The organism is Amycolatopsis sp. NPDC114478, from assembly GCF_055633805.1.
In genome coordinates, this window is the sequence record NZ_JBVKDO010000025.1 from 63,990 (window position 1) to 82,819 (window position 18,830).

At 72.8% G+C, this 18,830-nt stretch carries 18 protein-coding genes; 10 read left to right on the plus strand and 8 right to left on the minus strand.

The genetic code is table 11. The features are described from left to right. Positions 1-22: 22 nt before the first annotated feature. Positions 23-1,408, minus strand: coding sequence for a carboxylesterase/lipase family protein (locus tag ACZ7OH_RS43645; RefSeq protein WP_470286294.1), 1,386 nt, complete (start codon positions 1,406-1,408; stop codon positions 23-25). 56 nt (positions 1,409-1,464) lie between these two features. Between ACZ7OH_RS43645 and ACZ7OH_RS43650 the strand changes: the two genes are divergently transcribed. Genes ACZ7OH_RS43650 through ACZ7OH_RS43660 form a run of 3 tightly spaced genes read left to right on the plus strand, consistent with a single transcriptional unit; the run spans position 1,465 to position 4,486 of the window. Continuing rightward, complete coding sequence (locus ACZ7OH_RS43650) at positions 1,465-1,872, plus strand: nuclear transport factor 2 family protein (protein WP_470286295.1); 408 nt, start codon at positions 1,465-1,467, stop codon at positions 1,870-1,872. Between the two features lie 33 nt (positions 1,873-1,905). After that, the gene (locus tag ACZ7OH_RS43655) at positions 1,906-3,789 is read left to right on the plus strand and encodes a Na+/H+ antiporter (RefSeq protein ID WP_470286296.1); all 1,884 of its coding nucleotides are present in this window, start codon (positions 1,906-1,908) and stop codon (positions 3,787-3,789) included. A 10-nt stretch (positions 3,790-3,799) separates the two neighbouring features. Continuing rightward, positions 3,800-4,486 carry a histidine phosphatase family protein gene (locus ACZ7OH_RS43660; protein WP_400905726.1) on the plus strand — a complete coding sequence of 229 codons (687 nt, stop codon included), beginning with the start codon at positions 3,800-3,802 and terminating at the stop codon, positions 4,484-4,486. Here the strand turns inward: ACZ7OH_RS43660 and ACZ7OH_RS43665 are convergent. Both ACZ7OH_RS43665 and ACZ7OH_RS43670 read right to left on the minus strand, forming a co-directional pair. Further along, on the minus strand, positions 4,470-5,216 hold the full coding sequence (locus ACZ7OH_RS43665; protein ID WP_470286297.1) for an ABC transporter permease: 747 nt from the start codon (positions 5,214-5,216) through the stop codon (positions 4,470-4,472). The genes ACZ7OH_RS43660 and ACZ7OH_RS43665 overlap by 17 nt on opposite strands. A gap of 16 nt (positions 5,217-5,232) precedes the next feature. After that, complete coding sequence (locus tag ACZ7OH_RS43670; RefSeq protein ID WP_400905720.1) at positions 5,233-5,694, minus strand: MmpS family transport accessory protein; 462 nt, start codon at positions 5,692-5,694, stop codon at positions 5,233-5,235. Positions 5,695-5,844: 150 nt separating this feature from the next. Between ACZ7OH_RS43670 and ACZ7OH_RS43675 the strand changes: the two genes are divergently transcribed. The 4 genes from ACZ7OH_RS43675 to ACZ7OH_RS43690 all read left to right on the plus strand — a co-directional run bounded on the left by ACZ7OH_RS43675 (position 5,845) and on the right by ACZ7OH_RS43690 (position 9,557). Then, complete coding sequence (locus ACZ7OH_RS43675; protein ID WP_470286298.1) at positions 5,845-6,831, plus strand: helix-turn-helix domain-containing protein; 987 nt, start codon at positions 5,845-5,847, stop codon at positions 6,829-6,831. A gap of 106 nt (positions 6,832-6,937) precedes the next feature. After that, the gene (locus ACZ7OH_RS43680; RefSeq protein WP_470286299.1) at positions 6,938-7,915 is read left to right on the plus strand and encodes a LacI family DNA-binding transcriptional regulator; all 978 of its coding nucleotides are present in this window, start codon (positions 6,938-6,940) and stop codon (positions 7,913-7,915) included. Between the two features lie 351 nt (positions 7,916-8,266). After that, a complete protein-coding gene (locus ACZ7OH_RS43685; protein ID WP_470286300.1) occupies positions 8,267-8,848 on the plus strand; it encodes a MerR family transcriptional regulator in 582 nt (193 codons plus the stop codon). 52 nt (positions 8,849-8,900) lie between these two features. After that, positions 8,901-9,557 carry an RES family NAD+ phosphorylase gene (locus ACZ7OH_RS43690; protein WP_400905710.1) on the plus strand — a complete coding sequence of 219 codons (657 nt, stop codon included), beginning with the start codon at positions 8,901-8,903 and terminating at the stop codon, positions 9,555-9,557. Here the strand turns inward: ACZ7OH_RS43690 and ACZ7OH_RS43695 are convergent. From ACZ7OH_RS43695 to ACZ7OH_RS43710, 4 genes are read right to left on the minus strand one after another with little or no spacing between them, the layout of a single operon-like run. Next, positions 9,539-10,174, minus strand: coding sequence for an HAD family hydrolase (locus ACZ7OH_RS43695; RefSeq protein WP_470286301.1), 636 nt, complete (start codon positions 10,172-10,174; stop codon positions 9,539-9,541). The genes ACZ7OH_RS43690 and ACZ7OH_RS43695 overlap by 19 nt on opposite strands. Beyond that, positions 10,167-10,484, minus strand: coding sequence for a YciI family protein (locus ACZ7OH_RS43700; protein ID WP_470286302.1), 318 nt, complete (start codon positions 10,482-10,484; stop codon positions 10,167-10,169). Before ACZ7OH_RS43700 ends, ACZ7OH_RS43695 begins: the two co-directional genes overlap by 8 nt. 11 nt (positions 10,485-10,495) lie before the next feature. Continuing rightward, positions 10,496-12,439 (minus strand): S9 family peptidase, encoded by a 1,944-nt coding sequence (locus ACZ7OH_RS43705; protein WP_470286303.1) that lies wholly within the window; start codon positions 12,437-12,439, stop codon positions 10,496-10,498. Between the two features lie 53 nt (positions 12,440-12,492). Continuing rightward, positions 12,493-13,455 (minus strand): TerC family protein, encoded by a 963-nt coding sequence (locus tag ACZ7OH_RS43710; protein ID WP_470286304.1) that lies wholly within the window; start codon positions 13,453-13,455, stop codon positions 12,493-12,495. Positions 13,456-13,759: 304 nt separating this feature from the next. Between ACZ7OH_RS43710 and ACZ7OH_RS43715 the strand changes: the two genes are divergently transcribed. From ACZ7OH_RS43715 to ACZ7OH_RS43725, 3 genes are read left to right on the plus strand one after another with little or no spacing between them, the layout of a single operon-like run. Then, on the plus strand, positions 13,760-16,627 hold the full coding sequence (locus tag ACZ7OH_RS43715; protein ID WP_470286305.1) for an alpha/beta fold hydrolase: 2,868 nt from the start codon (positions 13,760-13,762) through the stop codon (positions 16,625-16,627). After that, the gene (locus ACZ7OH_RS43720; protein WP_400905693.1) at positions 16,624-17,547 is read left to right on the plus strand and encodes an ABC transporter permease; all 924 of its coding nucleotides are present in this window, start codon (positions 16,624-16,626) and stop codon (positions 17,545-17,547) included. Before ACZ7OH_RS43715 ends, ACZ7OH_RS43720 begins: the two co-directional genes overlap by 4 nt. A gap of 19 nt (positions 17,548-17,566) precedes the next feature. After that, positions 17,567-18,307, plus strand: a complete 741-nt coding sequence (locus ACZ7OH_RS43725) for an enoyl-CoA hydratase/isomerase family protein (protein WP_470286306.1) — start codon at positions 17,567-17,569, stop codon at positions 18,305-18,307. Here the strand turns inward: ACZ7OH_RS43725 and ACZ7OH_RS43730 are convergent. Further along, a complete protein-coding gene (locus ACZ7OH_RS43730) occupies positions 18,304-18,807 on the minus strand; it encodes an SRPBCC family protein (RefSeq protein ID WP_470286307.1) in 504 nt (167 codons plus the stop codon). The genes ACZ7OH_RS43725 and ACZ7OH_RS43730 overlap by 4 nt on opposite strands. Positions 18,808-18,830: the final 23 nt, after the last annotated feature.

Consider the following 18,830-nt stretch of genomic DNA (forward strand, 5'->3'; position numbering starts at 1 on the left):
GGCGGTTTCGCGCCGCCCCGGCTCAGTCCCAGAGGAGGCGCTGCTCGCGGTCCGGGTCGGACACCGTCGTCGAGACGTCGTCGAAGAGGCGCGTGACGCGGTCCGCCGTCGTGTAGCGCGGCCAGCCCGGGTCACCGGTGGCCACGAACCGGACCCAGGCCTCGAACATCTCCGTCGCGACCGCCTGCATCCGCTCGGCCGGGAACGTGCGGCCGGCGAAGAGGAACCGCCAGTTGCGGTTGCGGATGTCGTCGAACATCAGCGGCAGGTCGAGGCCGTGCACCGCGCCCAGGCCGCGGCCGCGCGGGGCGATGCGCCAGTCCAAGCGGTACATCCACGCGTTCGGCTGCCGTTCGGCGAAGCGGATCGCCGGGATCCACCAGTCCCCCGCCGTCAGCGCGCGGTTGCGGATCTGGTCCTCTGGCCAGCCGAATAGGTCGTTATACGCCGCGACGGCCTTCTCGACCGCGGACGCGTCCAGCATCGTCGAGCCGACGCCCAGCAGCTTCGCGCCGCCCGACTGCAGCCAGCTGAACAGGTCCTCTTCGTCGGCCGTCGTCCCGATCAGCAGCGGGACCTCGCGCACGCCTTCCAGCGGTGGACGCGGGAGCAGCTCGTCGCCGACGACCACGCGGTAGGTCACTTTGGTCCCCGACACCGCCGAAACCCGTTGCTGCGCTTCGAGAATCCGCTTCACCGGCAGCGTCGCCAAGTCATCCGGCGACGCATCCAGTTCCGACAGGACCGCCGACGCGATCTCCGCGCCTTCGGCCGGGGTGTGCACGACCGAGCCGACGCCGGTGCCGCTCTGCACGATCGCCTGGTGGACCAGCCCGCGCGTGGCGGGCACGGCGAGCAGCGTCCCGACCGTGCGGCCGCCGTTGGACTGCCCGGCCAGAGTGACGCGCCCCGGGTCGCCTCCGAACGCACCGATGTTGTCCCGCACCCACTCGAGGGCGGCGACCTGGTCGCGCAGGGACAGGTTCGAGTCGGCGACGCCCGGCAGGTGCAGCATCCCGAGCACGCCGAGCCGGTAGGCGACGGTCACGACCACGACACCCCGCCGCGCGTACGCCGACGCGTCGAACTGGTGCGGCGCGCCCATCACGCCCCCGCCGCCGTGGATCCACACCAGCACGGGGTACGAACCGGGCGGCTCGGGCGCGTAGACGTTCAGGTAGAGGCAGTCTTCGTCGCCGGTGAAGCCGCGACCGGTCAGCTCGGGCTGCGGCGCGCGGGGCGCCCACTTCGCCGCGTCGCGTTCCCCGGTCCACGGCGGTACCGGCCGGGGCGCGCGGAACCGCAGCTCCCCCACTGGCGGCTCGGCGTAGGGGACGCCCAGGAACGTCCGGACCCCGTCGCGTTCGGACCCGCGCAGCGCACCGGCCGCGATCTCCACCGTCGTCACGCGGCCCAGCCTACGAACTTGCCCTGGAGCGCGCTCCAGCGTGTTGACTACGAGCCATGAGCGCAGCCGAAAACAAGCAACTGCTGAGAACCGCGTTCGACGCCTGGGGCACCGGCGACATCCGGCCCCTGGTCGCCGCGATGGCCGACGACGTCACCTGGACGGTCAGCGGCCACAACAGCTGGTCCGGCAGCTTCCGCGGCAAGGACTCGGTCCGCCGCGACCTGCTGGGCCCGCTCGGCGAGCAGTTCGACGGCACCTACACCAGCACCGCGAGCCGGTTCGTCGCCGAAGACGACGTCGTCGTGGTCGAGACGCGGGGCAGCGTCGCCACCAAGACCGGCGCGCGGTACGACAACGCTTACTGCTTCGTGTTCCGCGTCGAGGACGGCCGGATCCGCGAGATCACCGAGTACATGGACACCCAGCTGGTCGCCGAGGTGCTCACCGAGCTGGCCCGGTGACGCACGCCGCGACCACGGGGTGATGATTACCCCGTGCACATCGCGGCAGAGATAGTGGCGCTGGTCGTGACCGTCCTCGTCGTCAGCGCGGTCGCGCGGCGGCTGGACTGGTCCGCCCCGCTGTGCCTGATCGTCGTCGGCGTCGTCGCCTCCTACATCCCCGGCGTGCCCGAGTACCACCTCGACCCCGAGGTCGTGCTGCTCGGCCTGCTGCCCCCGCTGCTGTACTCGGCGGCCATCCAGACGTCGCTGATCGACTTCCGGAAGAACCGGAGCGCGATCGGGCTGATGTCGGTCGGGCTCGTCGTGTTCACCGCGCTCGGCGTCGGCCTGGTCGCCTGGGCCGTGATCCCCGGCCTTCCGCTGGCCGGCGGCATCGCGCTCGGCGCCGTCGTGGCGCCGCCGGACGCGGTCGCCGCCAGCGTCGTCGCCCGGCGGGTCGGCATGCCGCGCAAGCTGATCCGGCTGCTCGAAGGCGAGAGCCTGTTCAACGACGCCGCCGCGCTGGTCGCCCTCCGCACGGCCATCGCGGCGCTGGCCGGGTCGGTCAGCCTGTGGCAGGTCGGCGCCGACTTCTTCCGCGCGGCCATCGGCGGCGCCGTGGTCGGGCTCGTCGTCGGGTTCGCGGCCGCCTTCGTCCGCGCCCGGTTGAACGAGCCGGTGCTCGACACCGCGCTGTCGTTCGCCGTCCCCTTCATCGCCTACATCCCGGCCGAGGCGATCCACGGCTCGGGCGTGCTCGCGGTCGTCATCGCCGGGCTCATCCTCGGCCACAAGGCCCCGCAGATCCTGTCCGGCTCGACCCGGCTGGCGTCCCGGCTGAACTGGCAGACCATCGCGTTCCTGCTGGAGAACATGGTCTTCCTGCTCATCGGCCTGCAGCTGCGGCGGATCCTGTCGGAGGTCGGCGAGACCGGGCTGTCGCTGGCGATGCTGACCTGGATCTGCGTCGCCGTGCTCGGCGCGACCATCCTCACCCGTGTGCTGTGGATGGCCGGCATCGGCACCGTGAAACGGCTGGAGCGGCGCCTGCTGCCGGCGAAACCGCGGGCCAAGATCTGGCCGTGGCGCTACTCGGCCGTGATCGCCTGGGCGGGCATGCGCGGTGTGGTCACGCTCGCGGCGGCGTTCGTGCTGCCCGCGGACACCCCGCAGCGGGCCGTGCTGGTGCTGGCCGCGTTCGTCGTCGTGGCCGGCACCCTGGCCGTGCAGGGCATGACGCTGCCGCCGCTGATCCGGAAGCTGCGCCTGCCGCGGCCGGACCCGGCGGAGGACGCCCTGCAGGAGGCGGCCGTCCTGCACGACATGACCAGCGCGGCGCTGGCCAAGCTCGAGGAGATCCGGACGGACGACGACCCGCCGGAGATCATCCAGCGCCTGCGCGACCGGCTGCAGCACCGCGCCGACTCGGCGTGGGAGCAGCTCGGCCGGCAGAGCGCGCTGGCCGAGACGCCGAGCGACGCCTACCGCCGCCTGCGGCTCGAGCTGCTCGACGTCGAGCGCCGCCAGTTCCTCAAGGCCCGCGACAGCGGCAGCGCCGACGACGAAGTCCTGCGCAAAGTCCTGGAGCGGCTCGACATCGAAGAGTCCATGCTGGACCGCGACGAGGAAGAACCCGAGGTCGAAGGGCGCGAGCTGCGCACCCCGGCCGCGACGGCGGGGTCGTGCAAGCACCTGGCCCACGAGTGGGTCGAAAAGGAGCCGAGCTCGCCCGACGCGTGCACCGCGTGCATCGAAGAGGGCACGACCTGGGTGCACCTGCGCATGTGCCTGAAGTGCGGCAACGTCGCCTGCTGCGACTCTTCGCCGCGGCGCCACGCGACCCGGCACTTCCACGAATCCCGCCACCCGGTGATGCGCAGCTTCGAGCCGGGCGAGACGTGGCGGTGGTGTTTCGTGGACAAGCAGCTCGGCTAGTGTCGGGGCCATGAGCACGCCCGAGCAGGAGATCGAATACCGCCAGCACCGCTTCAGCCCGCCGCCGGGCGCGACGGAGATCTTCCTGGTGCGGCACGGCGAGTCGGCTCCCGCGCGTGGCGAAAACCCGTTCACCCTGGTCGAGGGCCAGGCCGACCCGGAGCTCGCGCCGGACGGCCGCGACCACGCCCGGCGTGTCGGCGACCGGCTGGCCGGCGAGCGGATCGACGCGATCTACGTGACGACGCTGCGGCGCACGGCCGAGACCGCCGCGCCGCTGGCGGAGAAGCTCGGGCTGACCCCGGTCGTCGAGCGCGACCTGCGCGAGATCCACCTGGGCGACTGGGAGAACGGGCTCTTCCGCAAGTACACGGCCGAAGGCCATCCCGTCGTCGAGCGGCTGTGGGCCGAACAGCGCTGGGACGTCATCCCGGGCGCGGAGTCCGACGAGGCGTTCGGTGCCCGGCTGCGCGGCGCGTTGACGCGGATCGCCGCGGCCCACCCGGACCAGCGCGTCGCCGTGTTCACCCACGGCGGGGTGATCGGCGAGGTGTTCGCGCAGGCCAGCCGCTCGGTCGAGCGGTTCGCGTTCCTCGGCGCGGACAACGGCTCGATCTCGCACCTGGTGGTCCACGGCGACACCTGGATCATCCGGCGCTTCAACGACACCGCCCACCTGGCTACGCCGCTCGGCTGAGCTTCCCGGCCGCGACGAACTGCACGGTCACCAGGATCGAGACGGCTTCCGCGGCCAGCAGCCCGATCAGCACGAGCACCTGCGTCAGCCCCGCTTGGAGCGGTCCGGCGCCGCCGAGCAGCACGCCGACGTACGCGCCCGGGAGCGTCACCAGGCCGACCGTGCGGGTCTGGTCCAGCGCCGGGATCAGCGCGTGGCCGGCCGACGGGCGGCAGATCTCCAGCGCGGCGGGCCGGGGCAGGAAGCCGAGGGCAAGCGCGGCTTCGTACTCGCCGTAGCGGGCCTTGAGCTCGTCGAGCGCGCGGCGGGCGGCCTGCGACGTCGCGGTCATCGCGCCGCCGATGACGATGCCGGCGATCGGCACGACGGCGATCGGCTTCGGCGGCACCACCCCGGCGCCGAGGACCAGCGCGAGCACCGGCACGACGCCGGCCGCGATCGCCAGCGCCGTCCACGGCAGGTTCGCCCAGCGGCCGGCGCGGCGCGCCGACGTCACCGCGGCGATGCCGAACATCAGCAGCACGAACAGGCCGGTCAGCGGCACCGAGCGCAGCACGGCGGTGATCACGAACGACACGAGGGCCAGCTGCGCGACCGCCCGGACGGCGGCGATCAGCACGTCGCGGCCCCGCCCGAGGCCCCCGGCCTGGACGACCGCGGTGGCGGCGAGGGCGAGCAGGACCAGCACCACCACGAGGGCGGGCCCGAATTTGATGGCGGCGTCGTTCACGCCGCTCATAGTGCCGTCAGACGGCGCAGGTGAACTGGCGGCCCGGCTCAGTGACGGTCTTCTCGGCGACGACGACCCCGTCGACGACGATCCGGCAGCGCAGCTCGCCGGGTCCGGTGTTGCGCGCGGCGACGCTGTAGAACTCGGTGCGGCCGACCGGGCCGACGCGGGTGAACCCGGCCGACCACGGCGTCGCCACCTCGGCGTGCTGGGTCAGCACCGAGCCGGCGCCGGAGTAGGTGACGTCCTGGGCGCCGTGCGCGCCGAGCAGTTCGTAGACGACGGAGTGGCTCACGGTGGCGACGGCGGCCGGCACGACCGGCGCGGCGACCGGCTCCACCTTGGCCGGCCCGCGAGCCGACCGCGGCACGACGAACGACGTCACCGCGAAGGCCGCGGCGAGCACACCCAGGACGACCACGACGCTGCCGGCCGACCGGACGCGGCCCTGGTCGCGGTTCGCGGTGTGAGCACCCATGAAGAGGTCTTCTCTCGTCGGGCGCACCCTCGTCGGGTGCGTCGACCTCTATCTCGCCGTGACCTCACCGCGCGTTAGCCGTTACCCACCGGGATTCACCCGAACGGGTGCCGCCCGGTTTTTGTCGGTGCCCGGGTGCATGATCGGGGTGTGTACGAGGAGGCGGCACCACCCCGGCGGCTGGCGGGCATTGCGCGCTGCGTGTGGCGATCGGCTTCGACGGGCCCGAAGCGGATCGTCCCCGACGGCTGCCTGGACCTGGTCGCCGGCGACGGCGGGGTGTTCATCGCGGGCCCGGACACGGCGGCGTGGTCGTCGGTGACCCGGCCGGGCGCGGTGCTGCGGGGTGTCCGGTTCAAGCCGGGGCACGCGCCGGCGGTGCTCGGCGTGGCGGCCGACGAGCTGCGGGACCGGCGGGTGTCGTTGGGTGAGCTGTGGGGGCGGGCCGGGGAGGTGCTTTCGGAGCGGTTGCTGGCGGGTGAGCTGTCGCCGGCGGAGGCGGTGGAGTCGCGGCTCGCGGAGGCCTGCTCGGCCGACTGGGCGGTGGCGGAGCTGATCGAGCGGCTGGACACGGGGGCCGCGCGGGTCGCGGAAGCGGCGGCGCTGATGGCTCGATGCGTGGCCGACCGGGCCCGGACCGCCGCGAGACCCGCCGAGGCGGCGGCGCTTCTGGCCCGACACGAGGTCGACCCGGCCCGGACCGCGACGAAACGAGGCCACGCCGAGGCGGCCGTCCATCTGGCCCGACACGAGGTCGACCCGGCCCGGATCGCCGCGAAACCCGGCCGCGGCCTCGCCGAGGCGGCTGCCCTTCTGGCCCGAGGCGAAGCACCCGATGTCGCGGCCTCGCGGGTCGAAGAACCCTCCGCCGTCAGCGAGCGCCGGCTGCGGCGGCGGTTCGTCCAGGCCGTCGGGTACGGGCCGGCCACCTACCTGCGCGTCGCCCGGTTCCAGCGTGCCGTCGCGCTTGCTCCGCGCGTTGCCGGGCTGGCCGCGCTCGCCGCCGCCGCGGGGTACTCCGACCAGGCGCACCTCAGCCGGGACTGCCGGGCCCTCACCGGGCTGACCCCGCGCGGCTACTTCCGGCCACCCTCCACTGTGGACGTGGCGGAGCGTGACCGGCTCCGTTCGGCGTAACCCCCGCGGTCAACCGGAAGTGGGGCGGCACCCGGGAAGGTAAGCGGACGGTAAACGCCCACCAGGAGCGCTATCCTCCCCCTCGACCGGTGATCAGGGAGGGCGTGTGGCCACCATCAGCGACGTCGCGGCGAGGGCCGGCGTCTCCACGGCGACCGTGTCGCGCGCGCTCAACGGCAAGTCCACTGTGGACCCGACGCTGGCCGCGCGCGTGCAGGAGGCGGCCGCCGAGCTCGGCTACCACCCGAACGGGCTGGCCCGGAACCTGCGCCGGCAGGAGACCGCGGTCCTCGCGCTGATCATCTCCGACGTCGAAAACCCGTTCTTCACGGCCATCGCGCGCGGCGTCGAGGACCTCGCGCAGCGGTCGGGCTACTCGGTGGTGCTCTGCAACTCCGACGAGAACGAGGACAAGGAGCGCCGCTACATCGAGGTCGCGCTGCAGGAGCGGGTCGCCGGGGTGGTGCTGTCGCCGACCGGCCGCTCGACGAACGTCGAGGGGCTGCGCCGCCAGGGCACGCCGCTGGTGGCGGTCGACCGCCCGCTGCCGGCCGCCTCGGGCGACCAGGTCCTGGTCGACACGCGCCACGCGGCCGCCGAAGCGACGCGGCACCTGCTGGCGGGCGGCTACCGCCGCGTCGGCTGCCTGACCGGGCCGGCGGGCGTCCGCACGGCCGACGACCGTCTGGCCGGGTACGCCGACGTCGTCGGCGAAGCGAACGTCGTGTCCCGGCGGGCGGAGTACCGCGCCGAGGGCGCCCGGCTGGCGGCGCTGGAGCTGCTGGACGAGCCGCAGCCGCCGGACGCGCTGCTGGTCGCGAACAGCACGATGGCGATCGGCGTGCTGGAGGCGCTGTCGTCGCGTGGGCTGCGCTCGGGACGCGACATCGGCATCGTCTCGTTCGACGACGCCCCGTGGACGACGCTCATCGAGCCGCCCCTGACGGTGGTCGCCCAGCCGGCGTACGAGGTCGGCCGCGTGGCGGCGCAGTTGCTGCTGGCCCGGATCTCCGACAGCAGCCGCGAAGCCACGACCACGACCCTCGAGGCGACGCTGATCGAGCGGAAGAGCTCGCGCCGCTGACGAGCGGATCGGCTCACGTGCGCGGGAGCGGAGCGACGTGCCCGGGGGGCCGGCTCGTGCCGGGCCCCCCAGGCACGCCCCACCCCCTGTGTCCCCCATGACCGGCGCGAACCCGCCGGATCCTGTGAGCACGGAGCGGAAATCGTTTACTCATCCGGAACGTAAGGCTCCGCAAGCACCCTGTCAAGCCTGGACAACGTCGTCCGATGCCGTCACACTGACCGGAAGTTGCCTACTCAACGTGTTGACTGATGTGCGGTAAGTGTCGATCTCTGGTGAATTCACCCACAGATAGGGCAAGAAACCGCACGAACCCGCACACCCGCGCTGTTTCGGGTTAGTCTGAACCCCATGTCTGTAGCGCTGGAGAACATCCTCGCCAAGGCGGGCCTGAAGGTCGACGCGAACGAGTTCCTCACGCTCGTCGAAGACGCGGCGCGCAGACTGTCACCACCGAACCCCGATCCCTCGCACTACTTCTCCGCCGACCAGCGCGCCGCGCTCACCGACGTCGGCTTGGACCTTTCGCCGCGCCGGGAGGGCGAACCGGACTTCCGGGCGCGCACCGTGGCCGCGCACGCCGTCCTCGCGGAAGGCGCGCTCAGTGTCAACGAAGCGGCCCGAACCCTCGGCGTCGACGACAGCCGCATCCGGCACCGCCTCAAGGAAGGCAGGCTGACCGGCTGGAAAGACGGCGGCTGGCGGCTCCCGGCGTGGCAGTTCGCCGGCTCGGGCGTGCTCCCCGGACTCGAAGTCGTGCTGAAGGCCCTTCCCGAAGACCAGCCCGCGCTCGTCGTCGCCGCGTTCATGAGCACGCCGCAGCCGGACCTCGTCATCAACGAGCACCCCGCGACGCCGCGGCAGTGGCTCCTGTCCGGGGGTGACCCGGACCACATCGCCCGCCTCATCGCCACGCTCGGCTCGCCGTTCTAGGCTGGAGCGTCCCCGAGCAAGATCACCGACAAGGACGGACCACCCCCGACCCATGGCCCGGCTACCGCTGCCGCCCGCCCGATCCGTCCTGGTCCGGCAGCTGAACCGCGCCAACGACGTGGTGACGGTCCAGCCCGCGACCAGGCTGGTGCGGATCTTCACCGCGCACGGCAACCACCCCCAGCAGTGGAATTCGTTCCGCTACACCGGTCCGCTCCCGCACGGCCGGTTCGACCAGCAGTCGCCCGGACGCGGCGGCGCACCGGTCACCGACCCCGCGAACGGGGTCCTCTACTTCGGCCTCACGGTCCGCACCTCGGTCGCCGAGGTCTTCCAGACCAGCTCGACGGTCGACCGCCGCACGCGCGGGCCCCGCCTGGTCGTCGTCCGCCCGACGCGCACGCTGCGCCTGCTCGACCTGACCAGCCTGTGGCCGACGCGGGTGGGCGCGTCCCAGGAGATCTCGAGCGGCCCGAAGAAGCTGACGCAGGCGTGGGCGCGCGCGATCCGCGGCGCGTTCAGCGACCTGGACGGCCTCTGGTACCGGTCCTCGATGGATTCGGGCGACCCGGCGATCTGCCTGTGGGACCCCCCGGCGGGCGCGGCCCTGCCGATCGCGCCGGACGTGCTGCTGCCGCTGGACCACCCGGGTCTGGACGTCCCGCTCGGCCGGGTCTGCGAAGAGCTGAACTACACGCTGCTGAACTGAGCGTCCAGCAGCGGGATGATCGCCCGCAGGTCACCACCGTCGACGAGGTGCGTCGCGACGGCACGGGCGTCAGGCCTCGCGTTGAAGCCGATGCTCATCCCGACGGCGGCGAAGAGCGGCAGGTCCGACCGGCTGTCCCCCACCGCGACGCACCGCTCCGGCGCGAAGCCCTGGGCCAGCGCGAAGTCCCGCTTGCCGTACTCGTCCAGGTGCTCGGCGACGTCGCCGGTGTAGCGGCCGTCGGCCACCGCGGGGACCGGGCCGCAGTACGCGGCGAACCCGAACCGCCCGGCGAGCATCCGTCCCACCGGCGTCCACGCGAGCGTCGTCAGGATCGGGCGCAGGCCGCGTTCCCGGCACCACGCCACCGTCTCCGCGATCCCGTCGACCAGCGGCAGCGTTTCCAGCCGGGCCGCGATCTCGGCTTCGGTGTGCCCGGCCCAGCCGCGGGCGTCGATCACCGACGCTTCCTGGTTCGTCATCCGGCCGGCGCCGTACGCGGCCTCGGCCGCGACGAGCTCGGCTTCGTGGCCCAGCACCGCGGCCACCCAGGCGCACGAGCTCGTGCCGGGGACCAGCGTCCCGTCGACGTCGAAGCAGACCAGCCCGTCAGCCAAGCGTGCCCCGCGGGCACACGAACCCGACGATCTCCGACGCGATCAACCCCGCCTGCTCCGCCGGATCGGCGTCCAGGATCGCCCGCGTCTCCGCCTCCGACGTCCGGAAGAACGCCACCCCCGTCACCGGCAGCGCCGACGACAGCTCCGGCACCGCCCCGGCGAACAGCAGCGTTCCCGCCTCCTGCTGCTGCCGCGCGGACGACAGGTGCCGGGCCCGCAGCTCCCGCGCCATCTCCTCGGAGATCTCGCCGGCGCGGGGACCCGCCCGGAACAGCACCATCCGCCAGGTCTCGAGCTCGAAGTCCACCTCGGGCACGGTCACAGGTGCCGGCCCCACCACTCGAGGATCGCTTCGAAGCGCTTGACGCGGTGCCGCGGACGCCCGGACCGGGACAGCTCATGGCCTTCGCCGGGGAACAGCAGCATCTCCGCCGGCGCGCCCGCCCGCCGCAGCGCGACGAACATCCGCTGCGCCTGCTCCAGCGGGCAGCGCCAGTCCTGCTCCGAATGCACCACCGCGAACGGGATCTTGATCTGCGCCGCATACGAAAGCGGCGACTTCTCGCGCTGCACCTCCGGCGAAGTACCGATGTACGCGTCGACGAAGAAGTAGCCGATGTCGGAGCTGCCCACCATCGAGTCCCACGCGTTGACCGCGCGCTCGCTCCACGCCGCCTTGAAGCGCTCGCCGTGGTGGGCCGCCAGCCAGCTCGTCATGAACCCGCCGTACGAGCCGCCCATGATGCCGACGCGGGAGGCGTCCAGATCCGGCCGCTCGAGGGCCTTGTCCAGCAGCGCCAGGACGTCGTCGACGTCGACCGTGCCGAAGGCCTCCGTGATCGCGTGGCCGTGGGTCTGGCCGTAGCCCGCCGACCCGCGCGGGTTGCCCAGCACCACCGCGTACCCCGCGGCCGCGTACACCTGCGCCTCGTCGAACACCGCCCAGTCCTGCTGGGTGAACGGGCCGCCGTGCACCACGCGCAGCACCGGGTGCGGGCCGTCGCCCTCGGGCAGCACCAGCCAGCCGTGCACCGGGTAGCCGTCCGGCGCCGTGGTCTCCAGCTCGACCATCGGCCGGATTCCCTTGTCCCGCAACGGCTTCGAGTAGTCGGTGAGCACCCGCGGCTCGCCGTCGCCGAGCAGCACGACCTCGCCCGAGGTCGACGGCGTGGCGATCACCGCCGCCAGCACCGGGCCGTCGAGCGCGAACGACCGCACGGCCGTGCGGTCCGCGTAGACCACCGGCAGGTCGGCCAGCGGGGCGTCCGCGGCGGCGAAGGGCACCGCGCGCAGCTCCACCGCGCCGCGGTTGCGGACGGCCACCAGCACGTCGCCCTCGCGAGGCGCCGGCGCCCCCACCGACGCCTCGCAGTCCACCGTCTCGATGTCGGTGAGCCGGCGCGCCTTCACCGGGCCGGCGCCGAACTCGGGCGTCGCCGCGTACAGCCCGGTCATCGCGGCTTCGCGGTGCTCGTCGAAGGACTGCCCGAAGTAGAACAGCGTGCCGTCGGCGCCGAACGCCGGCCGCTCGGAGAAACCCGCGCCCCGCACGAGGACCTCGGGTTCGCCGCCCGACGCGGAGATCGCGCAGACGTCGCGGTGGTCGCTCTCGGCCGCGCCCCAGTCCGGCGGCGCGGTGAAGACCACGCGGGTGCCGTCCGGCGTCCAGACCGGGCCGGTCACGTCGAAGCCGTCGCCGGTCAGCGGCTCCGGGTCCGGCGCGTCCTCGTCCAGCGCGTCGACGACGAACAGCCGCTGCACGCGGTCGCGCAGGAAGCCGATGTCGTCGATGCGGTAGTCCATGCGTGTGATCCGGCGCGGGGCCTCGGCGGCCGGCTCCGGCGTCTCGCCGTCGGCGTCTTCGGTTCCGTACCGGCCGGGTTCGGGCACGCGCGCGGTGAAGGCGATCCGCCGCGAGTCCGGCGCCCACACCGGCTCGCCGGCGCCGAGGTGCAGCGACGTCACCCGGCGCGCGTCACCGCCGTCGGCCGGCATGACGTGCAGCTGCGGGCTGCCGTCGGCCCCCTTGCCTTCTCCCGCGCGGAGGAACGCCACCCAGCGCCCGTCCGGGGAGATCGCGGGCGCCGAGTCGCGCGGACCGTGCGTCCACGCGGTTTCCCCGCCGTCGAGCGAGACGCGCCGCAGCGCGCTGTGCGCGGCGTTCGTCTCGAGATCGGGCTTCTTCAGCGCGGTGAGCAGCAGGTTCCCGCGCAGCGCGGGACGGCCGGGGGCGACGAGGGCTTCGATGTCGGCTGGACGCACGTCCCCGACCGTACCGGAATTCCTTAGCGCTGCGAACGACCTAACGTCGGGACTTACGCGGTGACCTGCTTGCGTTCGTCGCGCCGGGCCTTCGCCAGGCTCGCCAGGGTGGTCACGGTCAGCACGACGACGATCACCCCGAGGGAGACCCAGTTGTTGATGTCCAGCCAGTCCGGCACGACGTGGTACTCGTGCAGGGCGTGCAGGAACAGCTTCGCGCCGATGAAGGCCAGGATCACCGCGAGGCCGTAGGTGAGGTAGACCAGCTTCGTCACGAGGCCGCCGAGCAGGAAGTACAGCTGCCGCAGGCCCATCAGCGCGAACGCGTTGGCAGTGAAGACGAGGAACGCCTCCTGCGTGATGCCGAAGATCGCCGGGATCGAGTCGACCGCGAAGAGCAGGTCCGCCGAGCCGATGGCCACGATCACGAGCAGCATCGGCGTGATCATCCGCTTGCCGTCGATCTTCACCGTGTAGCGGTGGCCGTGGTAGTCGCCGGTCACCGGCGCGATCTTGCGGACCTGCCGGGTGAGGGCGTTCTCGTGGTACTCCTCGTCCTCGCCCTTGCCGCGCAGCATGCTGATCGCCGTCCAGACGAGCACCGCGCCGAAGAGGAAGAACACCCAGACGAACTGCTCGATGAGCGCGGCGCCGATCGCGATGAAGACGCTGCGCATGGCCAGCGCGAGCAGGATGCCGACCAGCAGCACGCGGTGCTGGTGGATGGCGGGCACCTTGAACGACGCCATGATGATCATGAAGATGAACAGGTTGTCGACGCTCAGCGAGTACTCGGTGATGTAGCCGGTGAAGAACTCGACGCCCGGCTCGTGCCCGGCGAAGAACCACACGCCGGCGCCGAAGAGGATCGCGCAGGAGATGTAGAAGATCACCCAGCGAGCGGCTTCCCCCGTGGTCACTTCGTGCGGCTTGCGATCGACGATGACCAGGTCCAGCGCGATCAGCGCGAGCAGGCCACCGATCGTGGCGATCCACAGCCACAGGGGGACAGTCATGGAACCAGAACCTCCGGATAGTGCGCATGAGCAACTAACCGGAGGTCTCTCCCGCCGGTGAAAACACCGGCCGACGGTGCCGGGGGCGCAGGGCCACCGTGCTGACGACACCGCCGCGAAGGAATACTCCCCTCACAGCGCGTCCAGTTTGCCGGTTCTCCCCTCCTGAGCGCCAGCCGGAATCGCGCACGTCACCGGGTTGGTCCTGTAATTCCGGTCACTTCGGTCCACCAGGTGGTCCCGAGGGTGTGATCGACGTGAGCCGGTGAGGACACTCTCAGGAAACTTCACATACGGTCACCCCGTGCCCCGACTCACGCTCCCGCGCACCCGCGGAGCCCGCCTCACCGCGCTCGCCGCCGTCGTCGTGGTCCTGGCCGCCGGCGCGGTCTTCTGGATCACGCGGCCCGCCGCGCCCGCGCCGGTGCCCACGCAGGACGCCATGATCGACATGCCCGCGGCCCCCGGCTCGGCGGAGCAGGTCAAGATCGACACGACCACCTACCTGCCCGCCACCGTGCCCGCGCCCGCGGTGCTGCTCGCGCACGGGTTCGGCGGGGACAAGAACAGCGTCGCCGACGACGCACGCGAGCTGGCGCGGAAGGGCTTCGTCGTCATGACGTGGTCCGCGCGCGGGTTCGGCAAGAGCACCGGCAAGATCGGGCTCAACGACCCGGACGGCGAGGTCGCCGACGCGAGCCGCCTGATCGACCGGCTCGTCGCGCAGCACCAGGTGACCACCGACGCGAGCGGCGACCCGAAGGTGGCCGTCACCGGCGCGTCCTACGGCGGCGCGCTCTCGCTGCTGCTGGCCGGCACGGACAAGCGCGTCGACGCGATCGCCCCGGTGATCACCTACAACGACCTCGCGCAGGGCCTGGTCCCGAACGCGGCCACGCCCGCGCTGACGGCGCCGGGCACCCCGGCCGCCGGCGCGTTCGCCACCGACGGAGTGTTCAAGAAGAGCTGGGCCGGCATCTTCTTCTCGGCGGGCTCGGGTGCGGCGGCGAGCGGTTCGCCGTCGGCCGAAGCCCCCGAGGCCGGCCAGGCGACCGACGCCGGGTCGACCGGCGCCGCCGGTGGCGCCGCCGGCGCTGCTGTCCCCGCCGCGCCCCCGGGTGCGGGCGGCGGGCGGCAGAGCGGGCCAGCCGACCCGTGCGGCCGGTTCACCGCCGCCGTCTGCCGCGCCTACACCGAGCTCGGCACCACCGGGCAGGCGAGCCAGGCGAGCGTCGACCTGCTGCGCCGCGTCTCCCCCGCGTCGGTGACGAGCAAGATCACCGTGCCGACGCTGCTGGTCCAGGGTGAAAGCGACACTCTCTTCGGGCTCGACCAGTCCGACGCCACCGCGCGGCAGATCACCGCGGCGGGCGGCAAGGTCAGGACGATCTGGTACACCGGCGGCCACGACGGCGGCAAGCCCGGGCCGCAGCTGCGCGCCAAGATCGGCGACTTCCTGTGGAACGCGGTCAGCGGCGGCAACCCCGGCACCGGGTTCAGCTACGACGTCCAGGGCACGCTGCGCGCCAACGGGACGCCGTCGGTCCGCACGGTCACCGCGGACACCTACCCCGGCCTGACCGGCCCGGCCACCGAGCGGCGGATGCTGGCGATGACCGGTCCCGCGCAGCCGATCGTCCGCCCCGCCGGGGCGAACCCGTCGGCGGTGAGCGGCATCCCCGGGCTCAACGGCGTCGCGAGCAGCTCGTCGCGGCTGGGCGCGCTGTTCAGCAACGACCCGCCGGGCCAGGCCGCGCAGTTCACGACCGCGCCGGTGGACGGGCAGATCATCGTCAGCGGCTCGTCGACCGTGCGGCTGCAGGTCGCCGCGGACCCGGCGCACCCGCAGCCGGACGCGGTGCTGTTCGCCAAGCTCTACGACGTCGGCCAGGACGGCTCGCGCGTGCTGCCGGCGAACGCGATCGCGCCCTTCCGGGTGAGCGGGCTGCCCGCCGACGGGACGCCGGTCGAGGTCACCGTGACGCTGCCCGGCATCGTCCGCCCGATCGAGGGCGGCCACTCGCTGCGGCTGGTCGTCGGCACGACCGACCAGGCGTTCGCCAGCCCGGCCGCGCCCGCGGTGTTCCGGGTCGCGCTGGCCGGCGGCACGGCGCTGGCCGTGCCGATCGTCCCCGGGACGTCCGTCGGCTCGCCGGCGCCGGTCGGGCAGCTGGTCGGCATCGGCGTGACGCTGGCGATCGCCCTGGCCGCGGTGCTGTTCGCGGCGCTTCGCCGCCGTCGCGCCACCGACGTCGACCCGGAGCTTTCGTCGACGCCACTGGTCATCGAAGGCTTGCGCAAGCAGTACCCGGGCGGGTTCGTCGCGGTGAAGGACCTCTCCTTCCGCGTCGAGCCGGGCCAGGTGCTCGGCCTGCTCGGGCCGAACGGCGCGGGCAAGACGACCACGCTCCGGATGCTGATGGGCCTGATCACCCCGACCGAAGGCACCATCCGGGTCTTCGGTCACAAGATCGCCCCCGGCGCGCCGGTGCTCTCGCGGATCGGCTCGTTCGTCGAGGGGTCCGGGTTCCTGCCGCACCTGTCCGGCCGGGCGAACCTCGAGCTTTACTGGGCCGCGACCGGGCGTCCGGCCGAGAAGGCGCACTTCGCGGAGGCGCTGGAGATCGCCGGGCTCGGCACGGCCATCGACCGCCGGGTGCGGACCTACAGCCAGGGCATGCGGCAGCGGCTGGCCATCGCGCAGGCGATGCTCGGCCTGCCGGAGCTCATGGTGCTCGACGAGCCGACCAACGGGCTCGACCCGCCCCAGATCCACCAGATGCGCGAGGTGCTGAAGCGGTACGCCGCGACCGGCCGCACGGTGGTGGTATCCAGCCACCTGCTGGCCGAGGTCGAGCAGACCTGCACGCACGTCGTGGTCATGCACCGCGGTTCGCTGGTCGCCTCGGGCGAGGTCGGCGAGCTGGCCGCGGCGGGCGGCGAGGCGACGTTCCGGGTCGACGACCCGGAGGCCGCCGCCGCGGCGCTCAAGGCGGAGGCCGGGGTCACCTCGGTCGACGTCGAGGGCGACCTCGTGCACGCCGATCTCGACGGGCTGCCGCGCGCCGACGCGGTCGCCGCGCTGGTCCGCGCCGGCGTCGCGGTGGAGCAGGCCGGCCCTCGGCGCCGGCTGGAAGACGCGTTCCTGCAACTGGTCGGAGAAGAGTCGTGAGTGAGGGTGTCCACACCGATCCGCACGCGCTCGACGAGCTGAGCGACGTCGCTTCGGCCGAACACGCCGGCGTCGGAGCGGACGGCGCCGTCGAGGGCTACAGCGCCCGGCGGACGCTGCGGCTCGGCGTCGAGCTGCGGCGCCAGCTCAAGCGGCGGCGCACGCAGTTCCTGCTCGGGTTCGTCGCGATCCTGCCGTTCATCCTGGTGATCGCGTTCGAGCTCGGGCAGTCGAACCCGAACCGGCGCAGCGGCGGGTTCGTCGACCTGGCCACGGCGTCGGCGCCGAACTTCGTCGTGCTGGCGCTGTTCGTGTCCGGGACGTTCCTGCTGCCGATGATCGTGGCGCTGTTCTTCGGCGACACGATCGCGAGCGAGGCGTCGTGGTCGAGCCTGAAGTACCTGCTGGCCGTGCCGGTGCCGAGGCAGCGGGTGCTGCGGCAGAAGGCGATCGTGTCCGGGCTGCTGTCGGCGTTCGCGCTCGTCCTGCTGCCGGTGATGTCCCTGATCGTCGGGCTGATCTGGTACGGCGCGGGCGACGCGATCAGCCCGACCGGCGACGCGGTGTCCTTCGGCGACAGCATGGTGGCCATCGCACTGTCCACTGTGTACATCATCCTGCAGCTGGCCTGGGTGGCCGGGCTGGCGCTCGCGCTGAGCGTGTCGACCGACGCCCCGCTCGGCGCGGTCGGCGGGGCGGTGCTGGTGGCGATCCTGTCGCAGATCCTGGACCAGATCACGGCGCTGGAAGGGCTCCGCAACTACCTGCCGACGCACTACGCGTTCTCGTGGATGGACCTGATCTCGACCGACGTCGACTGGACCAACCTCGCGAGCGGCATGCTCTCGGCGGTGATCTACGGGACGGTGTTCTTCCTCTACGCCGGGCGGCGGTTCGCGCGGAAGGACATCACGAGCTGAAGCCGGTACGGTCGGGCTCGTGCCGATCACGCTGGAGAGCCACCAGGACATCGCCGTGCTACGGATCGACCACGGCGGCGGGAACACGCTCGACACCTCGTCGTGCCGCGAGCTCGTAGTGCGGCTCGACGAGGTCGCCGACGCCCGGGCCGTCGTGCTCACCGGCACCGGCCGGATCTTCTCCGCGGGCGTCGACCTCAAGCGGATCCACGACGGCGGCGCGGCGTACGTGTCGGAGTTCCTGCCGCTGCTGTCCGACGCCCTGCTGGCCGTGTTCGGCTGCCCGCGTCCGGTGGTCGCCGCGCTGAACGGGCACGCGATCGCCGGCGGCGCGGTGCTCGCCGCGGCGTGCGACCACCGCGTGCTCGGCGCGGGCACCATCGGCGTCACCGAGCTGCTCGTCGGGGTGCCGTTCCCGCTGGCCGCGCTGGAAATCCTGCGCTGCGCGTACGGCACCGCGCCGCTGCCGTCGCTCACCTATTCGGGTTCGACGTACGGCGGCGAGGACGCCCTCGCCCGCGGCCTGGTCGACGAGCTGGCAGCGCCGGAGGCCGTGCTCGAGCGGGCGCTGGCCGTCGCGACCCGGCTCGGCGAGCTGCCCGCCGAGCCGTTCGCGCACACCAAGGCCCAGATCCGCCAGCCGTTCCACGAACGCATCGCCGAGTACCGCCACACGGACGACCCGGAGGTCGAGCGGCTGTGGCGGTCCCCCGCGGCGCTCGCCGCCGTCAAGTCCTCTGTGGACGGAATGCTCGGCTAGGCGGCGCGGACGCCGCTTTCGGCGAGGGACTTGATGCCCTCCACCGTCTTCTGCATGTTGCCCTGCAGCTCGCCGAGGCGCATCGCGACGATCTCCTCCTCGTGCTCGGGCATCGAGCCGATGATCGCCGTCAGGTTGGACGGACCGGGGCCGATCTGGGCCCCCTGGCGCAGGATCGTGCCGTCGCCGTCGGGGACGAGCTCGAACTTCCACGACGCGGCCGGGTTCGTCACGTCCATCACGGCCCAGGCGAACAGCCGCTCGGGCTCGTAGCCGGTCACGGTCGAGACCGTCTCCCACTCCCCCGCGACCGGGTGGGAGTTGCGGCCGCGGAACTGCGCGCCCAGACCGGGCTCGGAGCCCTCGACCCAGCCGCCGCCCTGGAACTCGTTCGAGAACCGGGCCGGCAGGTCGACGTCCAGCAGCCAGGACCAGACCTCGGCCGGCCGCGCGGCGATGCGGACTTCGACCTGCGTCGTAGGGCAGTCGGAAACCTTCATGGCGGACCCCTCGCTCGATGCCG

What these genes read in the sequence shown, in the direction of transcription:
- ACZ7OH_RS43650 (WP_470286295.1), top strand. Translation starts at nt 1,465, where the DNA reads ATGAGCGCAGCCGAAAACAAGCAACTGCTGAGAACCGCGTTCGACGCC.
- ACZ7OH_RS43660 (WP_400905726.1), top strand. Translation starts at nt 3,800, where the DNA reads ATGAGCACGCCCGAGCAGGAGATCGAATACCGCCAGCACCGCTTCAGC.
- ACZ7OH_RS43670 (WP_400905720.1), bottom strand. Translation starts at nt 5,694, where the DNA reads ATGGGTGCTCACACCGCGAACCGCGACCAGGGCCGCGTCCGGTCGGCC.
- ACZ7OH_RS43685 (WP_470286300.1), top strand. Translation starts at nt 8,267, where the DNA reads ATGTCTGTAGCGCTGGAGAACATCCTCGCCAAGGCGGGCCTGAAGGTC.
- ACZ7OH_RS43690 (WP_400905710.1), top strand. Translation starts at nt 8,901, where the DNA reads ATGGCCCGGCTACCGCTGCCGCCCGCCCGATCCGTCCTGGTCCGGCAG.
- ACZ7OH_RS43710 (WP_470286304.1), bottom strand. Translation starts at nt 13,455, where the DNA reads ATGACTGTCCCCCTGTGGCTGTGGATCGCCACGATCGGTGGCCTGCTC.
- ACZ7OH_RS43730 (WP_470286307.1), bottom strand. Translation starts at nt 18,807, where the DNA reads ATGAAGGTTTCCGACTGCCCTACGACGCAGGTCGAAGTCCGCATCGCC.